This window comes from Paenibacillus sp. DS2015, assembly GCF_050433705.1.
Classification (GTDB): domain Bacteria; phylum Bacillota; class Bacilli; order Paenibacillales; family Paenibacillaceae; genus Paenibacillus_AQ.
The window spans coordinates 42713-62146 of the sequence record NZ_JBNPWS010000009.1; the positions used below are offsets into that span (position 1 = coordinate 42713).

Sequence of the window (19434 nt, forward strand, 5' to 3'; positions counted from 1 at the left end):
GATGTGTAAACCAGGCGTGCTTATTATCAGCCATGGCTCAAGGGAATCTTCTTGGGTTGAACTGGTGGATGAAGCGGTCAAAAAGTTGCCGCTACAGGGGGATATCCCTGTGGCGGTTTCGTTCTTGGAGATCGTGGAAGGAAGACTTATTCAAGATGGCATTGATGTTCTTGAGGATCAAGGTGTTACGGACATTATCGTCATTCCTCTATTTGTATCATCTGGAAGTACCCATGTAGATGAAATAGCTTATGCACTGGGTGCGAAAGATACAGCTGATTCAAATACTGACTTGGAACCTTTCCACATTCGTGCGAATATACATTATGGAACGCCGATGAATGATGACCCTGAGATTGCTCAGATGGTCTGGGACAAGGTTCGCGATTTATGTGTAGAACCGAAGCAGGAAGTTATTCTACTGGTAGGACATGGTAGTATTTATGAGAATTTCAGACAACGCTGGGTGAAGGGGATATCTTCACTCGCTGAGAAAGTATACAATATTAGTAATGTAGTTGCTGTTGATTATGCTTTACTTAATCCTGACTCCGTGCGTGAACGTATGGAGTATTGGCAAAGAGAGCATGGATATCAGGTGATTGTGGCCCCTCTTTTTCTAAGTGAGGGCTATTTCATACGAAAGGTAATTCCGGATCGTCTCGAAGGATTATCCTATCGCTATACAGGCAGAGCTATTCTACCGCATCCGTTGTTATCTGAATGGATAGGTAACCAGGCACATTTCATGTTAGCAGGTTTGAAATTATGATAAACAGGTGGGGTTCTTAGTATGAACAAAAGAGCTAGATTAATTTATAATCCCACTTCTGGTCGAGAAGAAATGAAGAGACGTCTAGCAGATATATTACAACGACTCGATCAAGGCGGCATTGAGACTTCGGTCCATGCAACGACAGAAGAGGGAGACGCGACTAAGGAAGCTGCAGATGCAGTAGGGCGGGGATATGACCTCATCATTGCTGCAGGTGGAGATGGTACGCTGAACGAGGTTGTAAACGGTATGGCGGAGAAGGACAACCTTCCACCACTCGGGTTGTTTCCACTTGGAACAACCAATGATTTTGCCAGAGGGCTTGGAATCTCGAAGAATTGGGAAGAATATTGTGATGTAATCATACGTCAAGAGACACGTCCGATTGATATTGGTAAAGCCAACGATCGTTACTTCATTAACATTGCAGGTGGCGGTACGCTGACAGAATTAACCTACGACGTGCCTAGTAAACTTAAGACGCTTATTGGTCAACTAGCCTATTATCTCAAAGGGATTGAGAAGATGGTCAGTCTGTCACCTCAGGAACTTATTATTAAGGCCAACGGTCAGGAAAGAATCCATGATGAATTCATGCTATTCCTTATCGCTAATACTAACTCTGTAGGTGGTTTTGAGAAGCTTGCACCTAGTGCTACCATCGATGATGGTCTCTTTGATGTGATTGCTCTTAAGAATTGTAACTTGCCAGAATTCGTTCGTGTCGTCAGATTAGCCTTAAGGGGTGGACATTTGAACGATAAGAATGTCATCCATTTCCAGACGGATCATATTGAGGTGAGTTCCCCGGGTAATGTGTTACTTAACTTAGATGGTGAGCTTGGTGGCTCGTTACCTGCAACCTTTGATGTGTTGAAGCAACATATGCGTATTTTTGCCTAAAGTACGAATTTGAGCATTTGACTTAAGAAGAGAAGATAAAGAAAGAAGTGAATATAGCATCATGAGAAACCACCGCAGCGGCCGGAACTCTGGTCGCCGTAGCAGTCCGGCTCCCATTGTCGGATTGCCGGTATCCAAGAACGATGAAGTCGTCATTGACATCATTGGCATGAACCATGACGGAGAAGGGGTAGGCCGCGCAGAGGGCTATACCCTATTTGTGCAGGGCGCACTCCCAGGGGAGAAAGCCCGTGTGAAAGTACTCAAGACGAAGAAGCAGTTTGGCTATGCCAAGCTGATGGATATCGTCGAAGCCAGTCCAGATCGGATACAAGCACCCTGTGCTATCTATGATCAATGTGGTGGCTGCCAATTGCAGCATATGGAATACAGCGCCCAATTAGAGTGGAAACGAAAGCTCGTGGTGGACAATCTAATGCGTATCGGGAAGCTAGATGTAGCAGGGGAACGAAGCTTTAGAGCGAAGGCGCTAAGTGAGGATACGGCCAGCGGAGAGAATATAAGTGCGAGTGAAGCGAATGTTAAGAGTACAGTGGGCGTAGAGAGTGCGGAGAGTGAAAGCCGTGCAAGTGCTACTTCGGAAGTTTATGTAGCAGCGAGTGAGCAAGGCGTAAAAGTGCTTCCTACGCTCGGCATGAGTGATCCTTGGCGTTATCGTAATAAAGCTCAAGTTCCCATCGGTGCCACTGAGGCGGGGATTGTTGGCGGGTTCTATGCACGCGGTAGCCATCGTATTATTGAGATGGAGACATGCCTTATCCAGCATGAAAGTAATGATGAGATCATCAATCATATCAGAGCTATCGGTCGTAAGCTTGGTATAACATCCTATGATGAAGAGACAGGTCAAGGACTGCTGCGACATGTTGTTGTCAAAGTAGCTTTCCGTACCCGAGAAATGATGGTTATTCTAGTGACGAATGGCGCGAAGATTCCGAACGTAGATACATGGATTGCTGAGATTAGGAAGACCATGCCGGCAGTGACTAGCATTTGCCACAATATCAACACTCAAGAGACAAATGTCATCTTCGGAGATCAGACTAAGGTACTCTGGGGAAATGAAGTTATATATGATTACATTGGTGATGTGAAGTTCGCTATCTCTGCGCGTTCTTTCTATCAAGTCAATCCAGTTCAGACAGAAGTACTATATGGCAAAACGTTGGATTACGCTGAACTTACAGGAGCAGAGACCGTCATCGATGCCTACTGCGGTATTGGCACGATCTCATTGTTCTTAGCTCAGCATGCTAAGCAGGTGTACGGTGTAGAAATCGTACCTGAAGCGATTGAAGACGCGCGTGCGAATGCAGAGCTTAACGGGATGAAGAACGTTACCTTCGAAGTCGGTGCATCTGAGGATGTCATTCCACGCTGGAAAGAACAAGGCATTACGCCAGATGTTATCGTCGTCGATCCACCACGTAAAGGTTGCGATCCAAGACTGCTAGAGACAATCTTAGCGATGCAACCAGAGCGAGTAGTGTATGTGAGCTGTAATCCCTCGACGTTAGCGAGGGATTTGAGAGTGCTAGAGGATGGCGGGTATAGGACGGTAGAGGTACAACCGGTGGATATGTTCCCGCATACGGTGCATGTGGAGAGTGTTGCGTTGTTGGTTAAGGGATTTGTAAAGAATTAATAATACCGTGATATTACAAATAAACCCGTGCTAAATATCAAATAAAGTCGTGATAAAACCATCAAATCGCTAAATGGAGCACGGTGTAAACCCAGATCCATGCGATTCCGCAGAGCCGAGCGATTTTTAGGATTTCCTCCTGCATTTCGCTCGGTTTTTTTTATCTTTCTTTTACTCAGCCCATCCTCGCCTTATCACCTCTAATCCTTTTTCTCAGGCATTTTCCCTCTCTCTTTTTTTCTTCCATAACCTCTGGAATCCCTTGCCACACCTGCATTATCAATATTTAACTCGGCTCTATTTATCCAGCTTTTATGCTTATCTCATGTGTTTCCTCGGCTTTTTTAATCGATCATTTACTCTGATTAATTTCTTCCTAAACCCAGTACTCCACCTATGTTTTCTCCTGCTCTGACGGCAGATTGTTAGCTATTTGACGTAGAGAAGAAAAAGGCGAGAGAAGGGCTGAGATGTCTTGCTGGTCGTGGGGTTTGGGCGATTGGAGTGGGAGGGAGCGGGATCTGCGAATTTTAAGCCTTTTCCTGTGTTTGTAGCAAGACATTATTCAGATTTCAATAAAGTTGTGATAGAAAAAGTTGAGGAGAAAATCGGGGAAATCACAGTTTTGTAGCAAGGGTTTATTCATACGGGCTACGGTAGAATGCGGGTTTGAGGGGTGTTTTTTAGCAGGGGTATATTCATTTTGAACATAGTAGAGACGAAAAAAGGAGAAAAGTGATTTTCTCTTTTTCTCTCTCTTTCCCCCCTATGCAAGAAATCACCTTCTTTTACCCAATGATATTTCAATCAGAAACCAGTATCATCAATGGTTTGAAGGGGGTATCGTAATCATTCACTACCATATTTCCTCCCTTCACAACTCATATTTTAAGTTCGTCCAATCCGGATTTCCCTATCTTTCCTCTGTCATTCTCTCTGCCTTTGAGGACAGCAATTATTCTCTCCTTTCATACACAACTAAACCATTTGTATTCCAGTTTTTACTTTGAATTCCCCTCTTTTGAGGACAAGAATTATTATCTCGATTTGTTACTCGGATATGGATTGAAATCCTTGTGGCGTAAGGGATCTGGGGGATTTTGTGGGGGGAAGAGGACAGTTATTATTATTTTTTTTACAAAGTACAGGTTTTTTGTGAGGTTACAAAGTAGAGAAAGATTATATCGATAAAATGATTGTCATTTATTGTACCAATCAAGAACATATGTGCTATACTTTTTCTAGTAATTATAAAGGAGTCTACCTGTATGCAACTTAGCAATATGACTATTTTTTTCACTATGCTAGTTATCTTATTGATCGGCATTATATTTTTTATCTTTCGACATTGGAGACGGAATCAGAAGGAAGAAATATTCTCCGACGTTTTATTTGCAGCAGGAATAGAATTAGTCTTAACTTCTTTTGGAACCTTGGATGCAGAAATTATTGCGATTTTTAAAAATAAAGACGTGGAGACTAACTATGTACAATTAATAATTGGCTTCATATTACTCGCATGTTCATGGTTTCTGTTTCGTCATATTAAAGCCAAGATGTACATATTGAATATCAATGGTTACTTCCCAGATCGAAGAATAGAATATCGACATGAAGATGTTGGACTTCATCATTTTCAATTTAAAGAAAGAGAGATTGACTTTATTCGTCTATTTAAGAAGGGTATAAACGAGACCGTTTATACCGAAATAAAGGAAGAACTAATAGAAAAAACCAATAACTTCAAATCCGAAACCCGTGATAAAAAGAGAGGTTATACAGGAATTGCTCCTTCTCCTCTTATTATGCTTGCAGGGAACACCTTTGGTAGAGAAGGAATAGATGAATTTTTCGAATATAACAAATTCACTTCTAAATATTATCAGCTACATGAAAAAGCAAAGCTTAAATCAAACACCCATTTAATTATTCCAGATATTACATCTTTTATTAAAAACCAACAGTCAGAAACATTTGCCGAGATCGTGGTAAGCATTAGTCTTACTTCTCAAATTGTTGAGGGTCAACTGACTCAATTCACCTGTCCTCATTACATGATTCAAGTACGAAAACCGCAAGATAATATTATTGAAACTAAAAAACAACTTCACAATTACGTCAAGCAAACACTTGTTACCCTTGAATCCTTAACGCGAAAGATTCCTACTTTAAAGAAAATACACCTCGTTTATTCAGGGCAAAGCTGTTTTTCATTTGAACTTGGGAGGCTCATAGATATAACTCGTCATGCAGAGATTACCCACTATCAGTTCTCCCAACAATCTACTCCTCTATATCCATGGGGAATTGTAATTAATGGTGATCGATCAGGAGAATTCTTAATAAATGAATCTGAAGGAGTGAATATAAACCGTGCATAATTTAGATAGTAATTTCAATACCTTTTATTCGGAACATGTCGTCCTGTTCGATGATGAAAAAGAGAATTTGATTGAAAAAAAAGACTTGAATATTGATAGATTAGAGTCTGGAATAGTGGAGTATAACGCTGAAAAGAAGACCGATTTTGAGTTGATTGATCATGTAGTTCAAGGTAGTATGGCAATGGAGACGGTTGTTCAAAACGAAGAAAATGAATATGACATCGATGTTGCTATTATATTCGACAAAGATAATCTTCCGGACGGGATGATTGCAACAAAAAACATGGTTGTTGATGCTCTTAAGCGAAAATGTAAACAATTCAAAACAGAACCAGAAGCCTTAACAAATTGCATTCGTATTGAATATGCGGATGGATACCATATTGATTTCGCGATCTATCGGAAATTTATCGATTCAAATGGTTATATCTCTTACGAACATTGTGGAAGTGAATGGCGAAGTCGTGATCCGGAAGCTATTAGTGATTGGTTTAACAATGTAAACAATACGTCTAACCAAGATGTTCAAAAGGTCGTTAGCCTTTTAAAGATGTTTTGCAAATCGAGAACTGGATGGTCAATGCCTGGGGGTCTTATTCAATCCGTATTGGTTGCAGAATGTATTCAGTCCAAAGATCGCTTAGATGAAACGTTCTACTATACGATACAAAAAATTAGAGATCGTCTTGAAGATAATAAATCTATTCAAAACCCGACAGATAGTAGCTTGAGCCTGTTGTACACGGATAAGGATGAACAAAAGGTCAAGAATTTGCATACACGATTAACTAATCAAATCAAGAAACTAGATTATGTGCTATTTAAAGATGATTGCACAGATGAACAAGCGGTATCTACTTGGAAGGAGTTCTTCCGGCACGACTATTGGGGAGATCTTATTACAGAATCCGTTGATCAAGTTATGGTTAGTAAAAGCTATTCTGCATATAATGACGTTGAAATCATGGTCAATGTGGAGTGGATACCTGGGACACTTATCCCTCTCTCTGGAATAAAGGGACGCATACCTAAAGATAAATCTATCACTTTTACCGCTAAACCAAATTTTAATAATTACACAGAAATCGAGTGGGAAGTTATCAACTATGGTGATGAATTTGGGACTGATAGAGGTCATACATCAAAAGGAATAAGCGTAACGGAGCACACATGCTATAGGGGTAATCACAGTATGATATGTCGAGTTTTCAACCAAGGTACACTCGTTTGCGAAAAAGAAGTTAAAGTTCCAATCAAATAACGCATGCAAAAAGAAAGAATTGGCTATTTATGCGGCTTCTTTTTTGTTTGGTCGCAACAGCTTTCTAAGAAACCATATAAATGCATCCGAATTATCAGCTACAATAATAGTTTCGGTATTCTTCTGGAATAGAGATTAAAACTTGTTGTCATGAGTTATCCTTCTAATCATCTATTTTACCTTCTCCGATACGAAATAAAAGGGAGATTCACTATGCCCAAGATCAGGTCGTAACCCTTAATTGCTTTTGGGATTTGGGGAAAGGGATGGGGAAGGACTGGGATTCATCAGCCGAGCTGCAATTTTTTTGACAAGAAAGAGTCCAACGAACAATTTAGAGTTGTGTATTCGAGTAAATCCAGGGTTGTTGTGCATTCCCTATAAAGTTCACCCACATCACTTAAAGTCTACATTTGGAAACTTAAAGCTTGTCAAAGAGCCGAGCAAAACCCAGGTATCCACACCTGCATTTCGCTCGGCTTTTTTTCTCATTTCTTACTCAATTCATTTTCCTAATATAGTCTCCACATTTCTCGCCAATATCGGCTGTATCCTTTTTTAAATTTTCTGTTCTAACAACTCAAAATTTAAAGCAGGATTTCGAATCAAATTAATTCAATTTCTCGTAGTAGAGATAGCCACTCTTTTCCTTCTCTTGCCCAGATAAAATCATCAGATATATTTGGATCCCCTTTCTCTTTAACTGTAGTTTCATACTTTCCATCATATCGAGCTTCAAAGACCCCAATCGTTTCAACTAAGTATCGAATATAACCAACTTTGCCTTCATACTCTGGTTTGCTTACCAGACGTTTTTGATTTTCGTTATACAGTTTGAAAACTTCACCAACGGTCAAATTTTCACCTGCCATAGAACGCCATACTGTAGATTCGCTAATGCGAGCCTGTTCATTCCGTTTACCACGGGTAAAACCAACAAATCGCTTTGCATCAATCCAGTTGTTAATGGTTGAAATGCTTACTCCGAAAATCTTTGCTAATTGCCCCGTTGTAAAAGACTGTGTGGTGTCATGTTCTGCAATGGATAGAATAGTGCCACCAACTTCCTGCAACCCTCTTGAGAGAATATCAAGAGCTTGTGCGTTTTCTCCCCATTCCGCGAAATTTTGAACCTCTTGGACTAATTGAGGAGATATGGCATTGAATTTCATAGCGATATTGTAAAACACTTTGAACATTACTTCTGCTCTTGAACGCATATGAGATGTTTCTTCAATTATTTCTCCAAATGCTCTTTTATCCTCTTCTGAAAATTGCATATATTTCACCTCTTATTACCTTAATTCTATGTGAACTGCTAATAAACTGCAAGGGAAACTGCGAATGAACTGCCAACACTTATGTGTGCAATCGCTATAAAGATCACCCGAGACAACAATAGAATCTGCAAAGGGAAGAGAAGGAAAGGGACGACTTTGTACAAGCTATCATATAGAATATAGATGGCTAGCAATATAAGGGTTCATCCGATTTTTAATGGGAGTATTATCGTTATTGATAATTTGCTAACATAGGGACTCTGTGCTAGGATAAAAAAGAAATATATTATAACCAATTAATGTTTGTGAGGAAGTGTAGTAAAGATGAGGTTTAAAAAAATAATTAATGAATCAATCAAATATATTGTTAAAGAAAACCGCGACTAGCCTTAGTAGCGGTTTTTTTTATTGACTATAGTCTTGATTGGTTCTGGCTTTGTCTAAAAACTCAAAGGAGTGATAATGATGCAGATTTCGAAACAAGTGCTTGAGCCGGAACAGTTTATTAGAAAAGCAAGAGGATCAAAAAAAGGTTCTATGTTAAAGTTTTCAGAAAATTCAAAATTTATGGAGGAGGATTATGAACTCTTGGACTATATGTTGACTCGTATATGTAGTCATGAGAAAAATCTGACTATGTTCTTCGATATGAGTGATCTTTCAGCATATTTAAATCAGAAATTTGATAAAAATTTTGATATCGCTGAAATCAAGGGTTTCATTAATAAGATAAGTAAAGGGATTTTTGATGGTAAAGAAAATGGATTAGACTTTTTCTATCGTATTGTAAGCAAAAAACAACTTTATCCATTGGATGACAAGGTTGAAATACAGTTTTCTGATGAAGTATATACACAATTCTACAGTGTTATGAGGAATTAAAAGTTGGCTTGATTGTATCAGAAAGAAAAACAATAAAATTATCTTGAACGTAGGTATTAGAGACAGACAATAAATTTCGATGTTGAGAAAAATCGTATAGTCTAAAAGATTTATAGGAGAATGATTTGTATTGAGGATAGAAGGAAGTAAAAGAAGGATGGCTACCAGTAATCACTTGAAGCCCATCACTGAGAGAATGAAGTATGAAACCAAAATACCATTAATAGGCCAGCGTGAAATCGAGCAATCTAAAACGGCTTTGAAGTTGCTACGTCTGTATACAGTATGATAGAGGATAGAAGGGATATAAATGAATATAATCCCAATCCAAAGAAGGTGTAAAGGGATCGGATATTGTTCGATCCCTTTCAATTATGAATATAGTGGAATTTTATGTCATATTTGGATGGTGCTTTGGTTATAGGGTAATGTGATAAGTATATGTGTAGATCATTCAGTATTCATGGTAAAATGAGGATGCATAATCGTGTAATTAGGCCAAAATTAATTACGTAGCTATGAACTCACTATTTTGTATGATCCAAATGGGTTCATTAAATCCATAGCTAAAGATCGCGTTTGCATTTTATAATCCATTGCAGGCTATAAATACATATGTAGCAAAATAATTTAACCATGAGAGGGTGGGTTAAGGTTAACGTAATGACAGGGGCACGACTGATGAATCTTCTGTAATGGGAGTAGAGGAATGGCCCCAAGACTAATTGAAAAGAATGAACATTTTCCAAGCGTGAAATGTACCGATTAGGTAAGAATGAGGAAACATCATCTCGAAATGGAGTGATGTCACACTGTTAGCTTAACGACTCTTAGATGCTATCAATCCCAGATCTGTGAGTAACGAGGAACTTATGATTTATTACATTCAATTAGAGAGAACGCGTACTGCTGAGAAACTGGCACGCTACGTGTGGCGTATGAGTAGATCTGGAAATTACATCAATTGCTTACCTATTGATAACGAAAGTTTAAAAGTGAAAAAAAGAGATGGATTAGCAACCTCAAAATCGTTGGTGTGGTTGCATAAGCGACAATGGTCAAGTGATTTCTCAAAAAGCAGGGACAGCCAATTCAAAAAACTGCGTGAGACAATAATTCAAGTCTAAACGTTATTGTTAACGAATAGTAGTATCACGAGACTACTAAGGAGTGTTAATAACAATGATTACAGATATAGAAGGGATTAATACATTGAAAAAAGTATTAGTAATTACCCAGTCCGAAGATCAAACAGTCGATTATTTAATGAAAACTTACGGTAGTGAAATTCAATGGTATAGGTTAGATGTAAATCGATTAGATCAATATCATATTCAAATACAAAATGACCGAATCCATATAACCAATGAAGTTGAAAGTATCTCTGATGATGAAATCACTGGACTATATTATAGGAAGGTTGCTTTTCCTGATTTAAATTCCTTTGAGAATCAATATATTCCATTTATGCAAAAAGAGATAATGAGTCTTGTTGAAGGAATCGCAGAGACGGTTGGTTATTCATGCTTGTCCAGACCATCGGTGTTGCGGCGATCTGAAAACAAGATAGTCCAATTAAAATCTGCCGAACGAGTCAAGTTTAATCTTGCACGTACACTAATAACTAATGATAATATATCTGCGGAGCGGTTCTCCCTAGAACAAAGCACAATTGTGAAACCTATCTCTACCGGAAGGTTTATGGGACCTGATGGATGGAGATACATTCAAACTAATATGGTAGACTACACTAATTCCTTTGATGGGTTATCTATGGCACCAGCCTACTTTCAAGAGTATATCGGAAAGCTTGATGGTGAATATAGGGTGACAATTATCGAAAGAACTGTCCATGCTGTAAGGATTGATTCTAACCATGCTGTGGATTGGAGGAAAAAGGACGCAATAAACAAGTATAGTTATGTAGAACTACCTTACAGATTAATAAAGCAATGTTTTGACCTGATGGATGATTTAGATTTGTCCTTCGGAGCATTTGACTTTATAAAAGTGGGGGATGAATATATGTTTTTAGAGATAAATCCTAATGGGCAATGGCTTTGGCTAGAACAAGCCCTTGGTATACCCATATCCAGATCTATAGTAACCTTTTTACAAAAGCGAAGGGTGGGGGGGTAATGTATTACTGGTTCATTAATTCTTTATCATGGGTATTTCCTTGTTTTAATATTTCAGATGACGATAATTTTGGTACTCTTAAAAAGGATTCCAAACAACGTCGATTCTCTCTCTTAGCCATAAGACTGGGAGGTCTGATTTTTTATTTTTGTTCATACGGATATTGGCGTGGACAGCCCGAACAGATAAATCTACATTCAAAAGGATTTAAGTTGTTTTATTCGCTACGTTTATCAAAGTACGGTAATCTGAGTGATTCGGAAATTGAGAGATTAAAAACCAATCATGCTACATTCCTGAATGCTCACCCTGAGACAGATAAGCGAATTGTTTATAAAGAGACACTGATGTATAAACTAGATGAATTGAAGGAAAAAAAGAATAAATCCTTTAATAAGTTATTGGCATATCTCGCGGTTTTCGCGTTTCTTATACCTCTATTAATTCCACCTGTTCTTAATTTTAAAGACATCTTTGACAAGCCACTATTCATGATGCTAAGTTACCTCACATTAAGTCTATACTTAGTTTACTTTCTCATCAATTTTGCTACACTCTTCTTTGAATCAGTTAAAGTGAAAACATATTCTCGTTTTTCGTATAGATCAATAAAAGAATCTACTGTACCAGAGGAAACTTTTCTTAACGGTCTATACATAGAATATCAGCTTCGTAATAACGAAAGTACAAATGAAGTATCATTTATTCTTAATATAGAAAAGTATATTCGAGCAAGTTTAATAGCAAGTGTACTTTTAATCTCCATTCACATCCTTTTTACTTTTAGTGAGATAAATCCAAAAAATATTGGAATAAGTGATAAATCAGCCCAAGTCCTGCACCTTAAATTAGATGAATCACCAAGAACATTATTAAATAATCAAAAAGATGAATTGCAAACAATTGAGGACGATCTTCTAAAGAATAGGATTAAAAGAATACTACTTATCCGAAGTGGGACAAGTAGCATAGAAAACTATATTCGTATTGTTAATCTGATCCAGTCATATAACGTAAATAGTATAGAGATCGTCGAAATAATAGACAAGCCCCATCCCCTATCGCAAGAAGGACATTTGCAGATAGTCATTGAAAGGAGGTGAATGAATGAAAAAACAACCATACTTAGCCTGGTACTCGGTACATAACCGTTCAGAAGGCAGTATTATTACAGAGTCAAGGGAAAATACTGAGCCAGACGAGATTAGTTTTAGTGATAGCGATTATACAAAAAAAACTGCAACCATCGAACAGACTGAACCCGATGAGTACATTTTTAGTAGAAGGGGTACAGAGACTCGCTCAATTGAGGGATCGGAACCGGATGAGTTATTGTTTAGCGAACAACCGATAACTTTTGTAATTGAAGTCACTGAACCCGATGAATATTACTTTCAACTAAATAATTTTACTGAAAGCACAGAGACCTCTATTCCTGATGAGATTTCCTTTTCAAATTGATATTATGAAATCCTTTAAGAACACCCAACCTGATGAATTGATTCATCAGGTATAAAAATTAAAACAAACTCATATTCCCCCCGTTTCTTCCAAAGAGACGGGCTTTTTTATTAGAGTAATCTAGCCATTTTTTATTTCTCCTGCTCTGACGGCAGATTGTTAGCTATTTGACGTAGAGAAGAAAAAGGCGAGAGAAGGGCTGAGATGTCTTGCTGGTCGTGGGGTTTGGGCGATTGGAGTGGGAGGGAGCGGGATCTGCGAATTTTAAGCCTTTTCCTGTGTTTGTAGCAAGACATTATTCAGATTTTAATAAAGTTGTGATAGAAAAAGTTGAGGAGAAAATCGGGGAAATCACAGTTTTGTAGCAAGGGTTTATTCATACGGGCTACGGTAGAATGCGGGTTTGAGGGGTGTTTTTTAGCAGGGGTATATTCATTTTGAACAATTGTGTAAAGAATTAATAATACCGTGATATTACAAATAAAGTCGTGCTGAAAATCGAATAAAGTCGTGATAAAACCATCAAATTGCTAAATGGAGCACGGTGCAAACCCAGATCTATGCGATTCCATAGAGCCGAACGATTTTCAGGATTTCCTCCTGCAATTCGCTCGGTTTTTTTATCTTTCTTTTACTCAGCCCACCCTCGCCTCATCACCAAAATCCTTGCTTCTCATGCCTTTTCACTCTATCTTTTTTTCTGCCATAACCTCTGGAATCCCTCACCACAACTGCATTCTCAGGATTTACCTCGACTCTTTCATCCAGCTTTTAAGCTTATCTCATGTGTTTCCTCGACTTCTTTAATCGATCATTTACTCTGATTAATTTCTTCCTTAACCCAGCACTTCACCTATGATTTCTCCTGCTCTGACGGCAGATTGTTAGCTATTTGACGTGGGGAAGAAAAAGGCGAGAGAAGGGCTGAGATGCCTTGCTGTGCGTGAGGTTTAGGCGGTTGGAACGAGAGGGAGCGGGATCTGCAAATTCAAGCCTTTCCTCAGTTTTTATATCAAGACATTATTCAGATTATAATAAAGTTGTGATAGAAAAAGTAGAGGGGAAAATGGAGGCAATCACGGTTTTGTAGCAAGAGTTTATTTATACGGGCAACGGTGGAATGCGGGTTTGAGGGGTGTTCTGTAGCAGATGTATATTCATATTGAACAGATTGAGTTTGTATAAGACAAGTAATTAAAGGACTTCTCACAAGGAAGTCTTTTTTTATGCGGATATTTGCTTACTGACAGTTCAGTATATTGATCTGACGTTGACGGATTGTCAAGCCAAGTGCGACAGAGCATCCGTGAATGATTCGTGAGCGGTCTTCCAACCCAGGCATTCCCTGGGTCGGTTGTTAATGAGATTAAGAGCCTTAGCCAGTTCAACATCAGTCACCTCTGCGAAGTCTTTGCCTTTGGGAAAAAACTCTCGAAGGAGGCCATTTCCATTCTCGCTAGAACCACGTTGCCAAGATGAGTAGGGATCCGCAAAGTAGACATCTATGTTGTGAGTAAACTCAAGCGAGCTAAAGCAGGCAAACTCTTTCCCTCAATCCGTAGTTGCGCTCTTGAAAGTGCCCTGTGTGTACTGAGATGCGGCGACACCAAAGGCAATCTCCATAGAAAGTGCTGTTCGGTCAGGCATTTTAATCGCTGTATACAGTCGTGTCTTTCGCTCGATGAAGGTCGCAACACAAGCCTTGCTTTTCCCACGGCTGGAGACCACGGTGTCGAGCTCCCAGTGTCCGAATATCTCGCGGGAGCGGACTTCCTTGGGGCGCTGTTTAATCGATTTACCCATTAGAAATCTTCTTCTTGTTTCTAGCGGTTTACGACGTTTTCCTTTGTGACGTAGCATGCTCACTTCAGCCATGGGCTAATCGTCCGGCATAAATCCAGAGGTAGATCGTTTTGAAAGAAACCAGTGTGTTTCCAGCCGCCTTGTATCCCTGCGAAATTTATTCAGGAGACCATGTCTGCTGAAGCCTTTCTTCGACTTCCTTGGCTAATTCAGCTGTCCACTTTCCAACAGGTATAGAGAATTCCCGTCTCTGTTGATAGGCTCGTTGTGAGACTTCTGCCTCATAAACGCCTTCCACGTGATTATGATTCATTTCTCGTGGTACCGTGGAAAGATGCCGCCCAATTTCTTGTGCAATGGCACGAATGAACAGTCCACCCCTGTCGGTTGAGGATGTCTAGCTGGCTACGTTCGATTATGCTAAGATGTGTATAGCTCATGGGCTGATTCTCCTTGTGAATGGTGTCTGGTAACTTCATTCTACACGAATCAGCCATGAGTCATTTTTTATTCTCTTAGCTGCTGTCGCACTTCATATTACAATCCGTCAAGAAATAAGTATTGAATATATTAACAATAAATGCTAACTTAAGGAAGTAGAGAAAAATATAGGCCTATAACTACAATTAAATCAAGAAATGGGAGGTAATTTTAATGTTCAATCAGATTTACGCAACACCGAAGTTAGTAAAGTTCGGCAAGTCAAAGGATCTTATTCAGGGAGATTGTGGATGGGGTGTGGAGAACATTACAGTGGATAAGACAGGATATCAAGAGTATCTCCAGAAAAACTGTTTGGAGCGATCTACTTGTAATTTTGAAGTTGTCTGTATGCCCTCGGAGCCTTATGATACGTGTGCAAATCATTCCAACTGTTAATGTTCGATTGTGGAAGACGGATTGTCAATCTAATCGCGGCAGTTCATCCATGAAAGCTTCGTGAGCGGACATCCACCCTAGAAATTTACGAGGATGGTTGTTAATAAGTTGGATAACCTTGGCCAATTCCTCATCAGTGGCCAGGACAATCTCCTTATACATAATCGCCCGCAATGATGCAACGATCCTATTTTACAAGAAAAGAATTCAGTTTGAGCCCTTTTCTTTTTACCTGTCGCACTTCATTTTATAATCCGTCGGAAGATAAGTAGTCCGTTAGCACATGCGGGAAAAAATATTCTTGCATGTGTTAACGATACATATTGAATTTTAATTGATATTATTGATTGGGATGGGAGAAAATAAATGAAGATTAATCCATATGTTAGAACTGTTGACGAAGATGGGGAGAAAGTATTGTTTGATACAAAACGAGGTCTATTCTATGGCATAGATGAGATTGGTGCTGATATTTGGAGAGGCATTGAATCTGGTCTTGATATAGAAGCTCTTATTATATTGTTACAGCACAAATATGCTAATGTCTCTAAGCAACAGTTATATATAGACGTAGAGAATTTTATCAGTGAACTGAAACGAAGTAAGATTATTAAGGTAAGGTGAAAATGATGAGTAAGTTGGAATTTATCAAACTCTATAGCTCACTATTTAGAATTGATCTTGGCTTACAGGTGGTCGGATTTGAAAAATTGTTTAAAAGACATGTGAAGCGTTACCCACTAGAATCACCCAATGTACAAAAAGTGAAGGAAATACATCAAATTGAAGAAGAAATTAATAATTTGTTGATGACCATTGATTATGTTTGCACTGTGTATCCGCGTACTGCGCAATGTATGCATCGTTCTTTTCTCGGTTATCAATATTTACGGAAGAAATATCATCTACCTGTAGAGTTGGTTGTCGGCGTTCGCAAGATGCCATTCCGTGCTCATGCATGGTTAATGCTTAACGGACACAATATTAATGAAGATTCTCAATATACCGATCAATTTCAGATCATCCTTTCGACGGAAGGAACATTATAGATGAAGTGGTTTGTAGCTGCTATTAATTTGGACGGAACTACGATGTCCCCTTTCAGTGGACACTCTCTTGTAGAATCGATACGCACTCCTTATAACCAAGTATGTACTAAGCTTCACCATGAGTCAGAAATTTGTGCGCTAGTAATGGAATCGTCTACGATCGATATGCCTGAGCATATGTGTAGCGAGCGTCATCAACAGACCATCATTGGTGATATTCGTTTAGATAATAGAGATGTCCTACTAACACGACTCACTGAATTACATACGCGCAAGACTGAATACATCAATGATTTGGACCTTGCTCTAGAACTTATACTATTGCACGGTATCAATATAGTCTACGATTTCGTAGGTGAGTTTGCTTTTGTCATTTGGGATAAACGCGAGCGCAAGGCAATTGCTGTTCGAGATCATACAGGAATGCGCACGTTATTTTGGACACAGAAGCAACACACATTATGGATATCCAGTGATCTCTCCCTGCTGAAGGATGTCTTCTCGCTTGAACAGATAAATACCGACTACTTAATGGATTTTTATTTATATAATGGTCATATGGATAAAGTGAATACACCGTATGACAATGTGTATCGCTTACCAAGTGCATCTTGGTTAGAGGTAACTGTTGGCAGTGTATATACAAATAAATACTGGAATTTATATGATCAATGTGAAGAATTACGTTATCGTGATGTTGATGAGTATGAATCGCATTTCCGTGAGTTAATGGTGAATGCTGTGAAACGAAGAATGACGCCTTCGGTTAAACCTGCGGTCATGATGAGTGGTGGTCTTGATTCCACGTTACTGTATGGCATTGCAAGAACGGAGATACCAACTCAAAATACAATTCCAGTATGTGGTGTCTTTGACCGCTGGCATGAGTGTGACGAGCGTGAATATATTTATGCTGTACTAGACCATTACAATAGTCGAGATGATGCTGTCTTTGAAGTTTGTGATAATTATGGAACTTTTCATCAATTTCCGAATGAATACTTATGGACATATGAACCTGCTGTTACAGCAGCTACTGCAAGTTTTACAGATTCTCTAATCCGTTGCGCTTCTACTGCGGGAGCTAAGCAAATCTTCACGGGCTATGGCAGCGACCATCTACTGACAGGTTCATTACCAACGTTAGCTGATATGTTGCATTCAGGTAAAATATCCCTTGCTGTTAAAGAAGCATCACAGTTAGCAAGCAGATACAGACTTTCAACTCCAAAGCTACTTGCTTATTACGGTATAGGACCATTGATAGGTAGAGGTTGGTCTAAAGAACTGCGCAAAAATAAACATAGCCAGTTCATTGAAGAACTTAAGCAGATTCCATCATACAATCAACAAGAGTACTACCAACAGTTTAATGGTACGATGGCTCACTTATTTATGGATCGAGTGTTAGCTGCGAAGTATGGGGTAACGATGCAGCACCCATTTCTTGATCGCGAGCTAGTTGAATTTTTATTTCGCGTGCCAGGAGTAGTGCGATTCCAAGGTGATATGACTAAGCCATTGCTACGCAAATCAATGGGTAAGTACTTACCTCAGCAAATTATTGAACGTAAGAACAAAACGGGGCATCTCCCACTTACACATGAGGGACTGAAACAAGTATGGAACGAAGTTATCCAGGTAGCATCTAAGGGCAGGATCCAAATATTGAACATATTACCCCATCAAGAATGGTTACAAGCGTTATATAAATTTCGACATGGAATGGTAGTGAGAGAAGACATGTGGGTCTTGCTTACACTTGAGTTGTGGCTCTATAAGCTGGAAGAACAAATCGGAGTAGGTCTAATGCATTAAAAATATAAATTATAGTATTAGGAGATGAGTAGGTGGCGGTAGCAATTTCAATCGTAGTAACGGGCGTGTGTTCCGTCCTGCTATATGTTGCTCTACTTCATAAGGTAAGGGAACATCATCGATATGTGGTGGGTTTGCCGTCAGTAGGTGCTGTTCAGAAAAAGTTACAAACGGGATTTCGTGGGTTTATATTTTGTTTGGACGTGGTTGGTTATCCTCAATGTGCAAAGTGGATTGATCCTCTGAAGCAAATGATTGAACAACAAGGACTAGAAATGTTAGTATTTGACGGACAGATTGTATTTAGTGAGCGGATGGAGATTGCTCAAATGTTAAAAATCAAAAAGTTTCCTTGTGTCGTAGCAGTTAATACGGATGATCAATATGATGAACAGATGTTTATTTATCAAAAACATATTGATCAGGACACTACTGCTATACAACAGTTTATAACGAACAAGTTAGGTGTGTTTGCATCATGATTATTAGCATTATAATTTGGATGGTGTCAATAGTTATAGCTGCTTTATACTATAAAAGTTCTATGCAGAAATTGCGTACACCGTATACGTTCAGTTATATCGTGAGTGAGTATCAATTAGGCACATACCACATGCCACTATTTATAGCAACAAGATTGGCACCATTACTGATTGTCGTTGAATTACTGACAGCAGTGTGGATTTTATTGCCTTGGACACGGCTGTATGGTTTCGTTTTAGGAGCTAGCTTACAGTTCGTTTTTATTCTGTTAATGTTTACGAATATGGGGAGAAGTTTTCCATATGGTTGCGGTTGCTTCAAGATGAATGCGCCGAGCGTAATTAAAGCTCGTCATGCATGGGGGAATCTAGTATTGTGTTTTGTGCAGGTATCTGTAGTTATATGGATAGTTGTTGCAGGATAAAGAGTTTGGATACGTATGATCATCAAAACTTAGAGGGGATAAAAAAAATATCATGAGTAATCAGAAATTTGTAGCATCTGGCTAGTGAAATTCGGAAAATTTGTGGGTCTTATTAAGTCAACATTTTGCATAATTCGATTTGGCTAGCTCCCGGATATAAGATATAGACGAATAGAATCATTTTGATCTATATTTTGTTGATTGAAAGACGAACTTTTGGATTTATG

At 38.9% G+C, this 19434-nt stretch carries 17 protein-coding genes and 2 pseudogenes; 16 read left to right on the forward strand and 3 right to left on the reverse strand.

Annotated features, from left to right (window positions below; all coding sequences use genetic code 11):
• The first annotated feature begins 1 nt into the window (after nt 1).
• The 5 genes from J2T13_RS10350 to J2T13_RS10370 all read left to right on the forward strand — a co-directional run bounded on the left by J2T13_RS10350 (nt 2) and on the right by J2T13_RS10370 (nt 6989).
• A complete protein-coding gene (locus tag J2T13_RS10350; RefSeq protein WP_429370919.1) occupies nt 2-772 on the forward strand; it encodes a sirohydrochlorin chelatase in 771 nt (256 codons plus the stop codon).
• A gap of 21 nt (nt 773-793) precedes the next feature.
• Nucleotides 794-1678 (forward strand): diacylglycerol kinase, encoded by an 885-nt coding sequence (locus J2T13_RS10355; RefSeq protein WP_429370921.1) that lies wholly within the window; start codon nt 794-796, stop codon nt 1676-1678.
• Nucleotides 1679-1739: 61 nt separating this feature from the next.
• Nucleotides 1740-3344 carry a 23S rRNA (uracil(1939)-C(5))-methyltransferase RlmD gene (gene rlmD, locus J2T13_RS10360; protein ID WP_429370923.1) on the forward strand — a complete coding sequence of 535 codons (1605 nt, stop codon included), beginning with the start codon at nt 1740-1742 and terminating at the stop codon, nt 3342-3344.
• A gap of 1268 nt (nt 3345-4612) precedes the next feature.
• Complete coding sequence (locus tag J2T13_RS10365; protein ID WP_429370925.1) at nt 4613-5725, forward strand: SAVED domain-containing protein; 1113 nt, start codon at nt 4613-4615, stop codon at nt 5723-5725.
• Entirely contained in the window at nt 5718-6989 is a 1272-nt protein-coding gene (locus tag J2T13_RS10370; protein WP_429370927.1) for a cyclic GMP-AMP synthase DncV-like nucleotidyltransferase, read from the forward strand. Before J2T13_RS10365 ends, J2T13_RS10370 begins: the two co-directional genes overlap by 8 nt.
• A 605-nt stretch (nt 6990-7594) precedes the next feature.
• Here the strand turns inward: J2T13_RS10370 and J2T13_RS10375 are convergent.
• Entirely contained in the window at nt 7595-8269 is a 675-nt protein-coding gene (locus J2T13_RS10375; RefSeq protein ID WP_429370928.1) for a helix-turn-helix domain-containing protein, read from the reverse strand.
• 462 nt (nt 8270-8731) lie between these two features.
• Here J2T13_RS10375 and J2T13_RS10380 point away from each other — a divergent pair, with 462 nt between their 5' ends.
• The 5 genes from J2T13_RS10380 to J2T13_RS10400 all read left to right on the forward strand — a co-directional run bounded on the left by J2T13_RS10380 (nt 8732) and on the right by J2T13_RS10400 (nt 12751).
• A complete protein-coding gene (locus tag J2T13_RS10380) occupies nt 8732-9151 on the forward strand; it encodes a hypothetical protein (protein ID WP_429370930.1) in 420 nt (139 codons plus the stop codon).
• A 157-nt stretch (nt 9152-9308) separates the two neighbouring features.
• Nucleotides 9309-9440 carry a hypothetical protein gene (locus tag J2T13_RS10385; protein WP_429370932.1) on the forward strand — a complete coding sequence of 44 codons (132 nt, stop codon included), beginning with the start codon at nt 9309-9311 and terminating at the stop codon, nt 9438-9440.
• 893 nt (nt 9441-10333) lie between these two features.
• The gene (locus tag J2T13_RS10390; RefSeq protein WP_429370934.1) at nt 10334-11290 is read left to right on the forward strand and encodes a hypothetical protein; all 957 of its coding nucleotides are present in this window, start codon (nt 10334-10336) and stop codon (nt 11288-11290) included.
• Complete coding sequence (locus tag J2T13_RS10395) at nt 11290-12393, forward strand: hypothetical protein (protein ID WP_429370936.1); 1104 nt, start codon at nt 11290-11292, stop codon at nt 12391-12393. The genes J2T13_RS10390 and J2T13_RS10395 overlap by 1 nt, the downstream gene beginning before the upstream one ends.
• Before the next feature lie 4 nt (nt 12394-12397).
• The gene (locus J2T13_RS10400) at nt 12398-12751 is read left to right on the forward strand and encodes a hypothetical protein (protein WP_429370937.1); all 354 of its coding nucleotides are present in this window, start codon (nt 12398-12400) and stop codon (nt 12749-12751) included.
• A gap of 1281 nt (nt 12752-14032) precedes the next feature.
• On the opposite strand, the pseudogene J2T13_RS10405 reads toward J2T13_RS10400, so the two are convergent.
• A pseudogene (locus tag J2T13_RS10405) lies at nt 14033-14994 on the reverse strand (IS30 family transposase).
• Between the two features lie 214 nt (nt 14995-15208).
• Between J2T13_RS10405 and J2T13_RS10410 the strand changes: the two are divergent.
• Complete coding sequence (locus tag J2T13_RS10410) at nt 15209-15433, forward strand: hypothetical protein (RefSeq protein WP_429370939.1); 225 nt, start codon at nt 15209-15211, stop codon at nt 15431-15433.
• A gap of 24 nt (nt 15434-15457) precedes the next feature.
• On the opposite strand, the pseudogene J2T13_RS10415 reads toward J2T13_RS10410, so the two are convergent.
• Nucleotides 15458-15571, reverse strand: a pseudogene (locus J2T13_RS10415) (IS30 family transposase); the annotation flags it as partial.
• A 228-nt stretch (nt 15572-15799) separates the two neighbouring features.
• On the opposite strand from J2T13_RS10415, the gene J2T13_RS10420 reads away from it, so the two are divergent.
• Genes J2T13_RS10420 through J2T13_RS10440 form a run of 5 tightly spaced genes read left to right on the forward strand, consistent with a single transcriptional unit; the run spans nt 15800 to nt 19207 of the window.
• Nucleotides 15800-16057: a PqqD family protein gene (locus J2T13_RS10420; protein WP_429370941.1), complete on the forward strand. Its 258-nt coding sequence runs from the start codon at nt 15800-15802 to the stop codon at nt 16055-16057.
• Between the two features lie 2 nt (nt 16058-16059).
• Nucleotides 16060-16482 carry a lasso peptide biosynthesis B2 protein gene (locus tag J2T13_RS10425; protein ID WP_429370942.1) on the forward strand — a complete coding sequence of 141 codons (423 nt, stop codon included), beginning with the start codon at nt 16060-16062 and terminating at the stop codon, nt 16480-16482.
• Entirely contained in the window at nt 16483-18300 is a 1818-nt protein-coding gene (locus J2T13_RS10430; RefSeq protein WP_429370944.1) for an asparagine synthase-related protein, read from the forward strand. It begins immediately after the preceding gene.
• 32 nt (nt 18301-18332) lie between these two features.
• Nucleotides 18333-18782, forward strand: a complete 450-nt coding sequence (locus J2T13_RS10435) for a hypothetical protein (RefSeq protein ID WP_429370946.1) — start codon at nt 18333-18335, stop codon at nt 18780-18782.
• Nucleotides 18779-19207, forward strand: coding sequence for a MauE/DoxX family redox-associated membrane protein (locus J2T13_RS10440; RefSeq protein ID WP_429370948.1), 429 nt, complete (start codon nt 18779-18781; stop codon nt 19205-19207). Before J2T13_RS10435 ends, J2T13_RS10440 begins: the two co-directional genes overlap by 4 nt.
• Nucleotides 19208-19434 lie beyond the last annotated feature (227 nt).

What these genes read in the sequence shown, in the direction of transcription:
- J2T13_RS10350 (WP_429370919.1), top strand. Translation starts at nt 2, where the DNA reads ATGTGTAAACCAGGCGTGCTTATTATCAGCCATGGCTCAAGGGAATCT.
- J2T13_RS10355 (WP_429370921.1), top strand. Translation starts at nt 794, where the DNA reads ATGAACAAAAGAGCTAGATTAATTTATAATCCCACTTCTGGTCGAGAA.
- rlmD (WP_429370923.1), top strand. Translation starts at nt 1,740, where the DNA reads ATGAGAAACCACCGCAGCGGCCGGAACTCTGGTCGCCGTAGCAGTCCG.
- J2T13_RS10365 (WP_429370925.1), top strand. Translation starts at nt 4,613, where the DNA reads ATGCAACTTAGCAATATGACTATTTTTTTCACTATGCTAGTTATCTTA.
- J2T13_RS10375 (WP_429370928.1), bottom strand. Translation starts at nt 8,269, where the DNA reads ATGCAATTTTCAGAAGAGGATAAAAGAGCATTTGGAGAAATAATTGAA.
- J2T13_RS10380 (WP_429370930.1), top strand. Translation starts at nt 8,732, where the DNA reads ATGATGCAGATTTCGAAACAAGTGCTTGAGCCGGAACAGTTTATTAGA.
- J2T13_RS10385 (WP_429370932.1), top strand. Translation starts at nt 9,309, where the DNA reads ATGGCTACCAGTAATCACTTGAAGCCCATCACTGAGAGAATGAAGTAT.
- J2T13_RS10390 (WP_429370934.1), top strand. Translation starts at nt 10,334, where the DNA reads ATGATTACAGATATAGAAGGGATTAATACATTGAAAAAAGTATTAGTA.
- J2T13_RS10395 (WP_429370936.1), top strand. Translation starts at nt 11,290, where the DNA reads ATGTATTACTGGTTCATTAATTCTTTATCATGGGTATTTCCTTGTTTT.
- J2T13_RS10400 (WP_429370937.1), top strand. Translation starts at nt 12,398, where the DNA reads ATGAAAAAACAACCATACTTAGCCTGGTACTCGGTACATAACCGTTCA.
- J2T13_RS10410 (WP_429370939.1), top strand. Translation starts at nt 15,209, where the DNA reads ATGTTCAATCAGATTTACGCAACACCGAAGTTAGTAAAGTTCGGCAAG.
- J2T13_RS10420 (WP_429370941.1), top strand. Translation starts at nt 15,800, where the DNA reads ATGAAGATTAATCCATATGTTAGAACTGTTGACGAAGATGGGGAGAAA.
- J2T13_RS10425 (WP_429370942.1), top strand. Translation starts at nt 16,060, where the DNA reads ATGATGAGTAAGTTGGAATTTATCAAACTCTATAGCTCACTATTTAGA.
- J2T13_RS10430 (WP_429370944.1), top strand. Translation starts at nt 16,483, where the DNA reads ATGAAGTGGTTTGTAGCTGCTATTAATTTGGACGGAACTACGATGTCC.
- J2T13_RS10440 (WP_429370948.1), top strand. Translation starts at nt 18,779, where the DNA reads ATGATTATTAGCATTATAATTTGGATGGTGTCAATAGTTATAGCTGCT.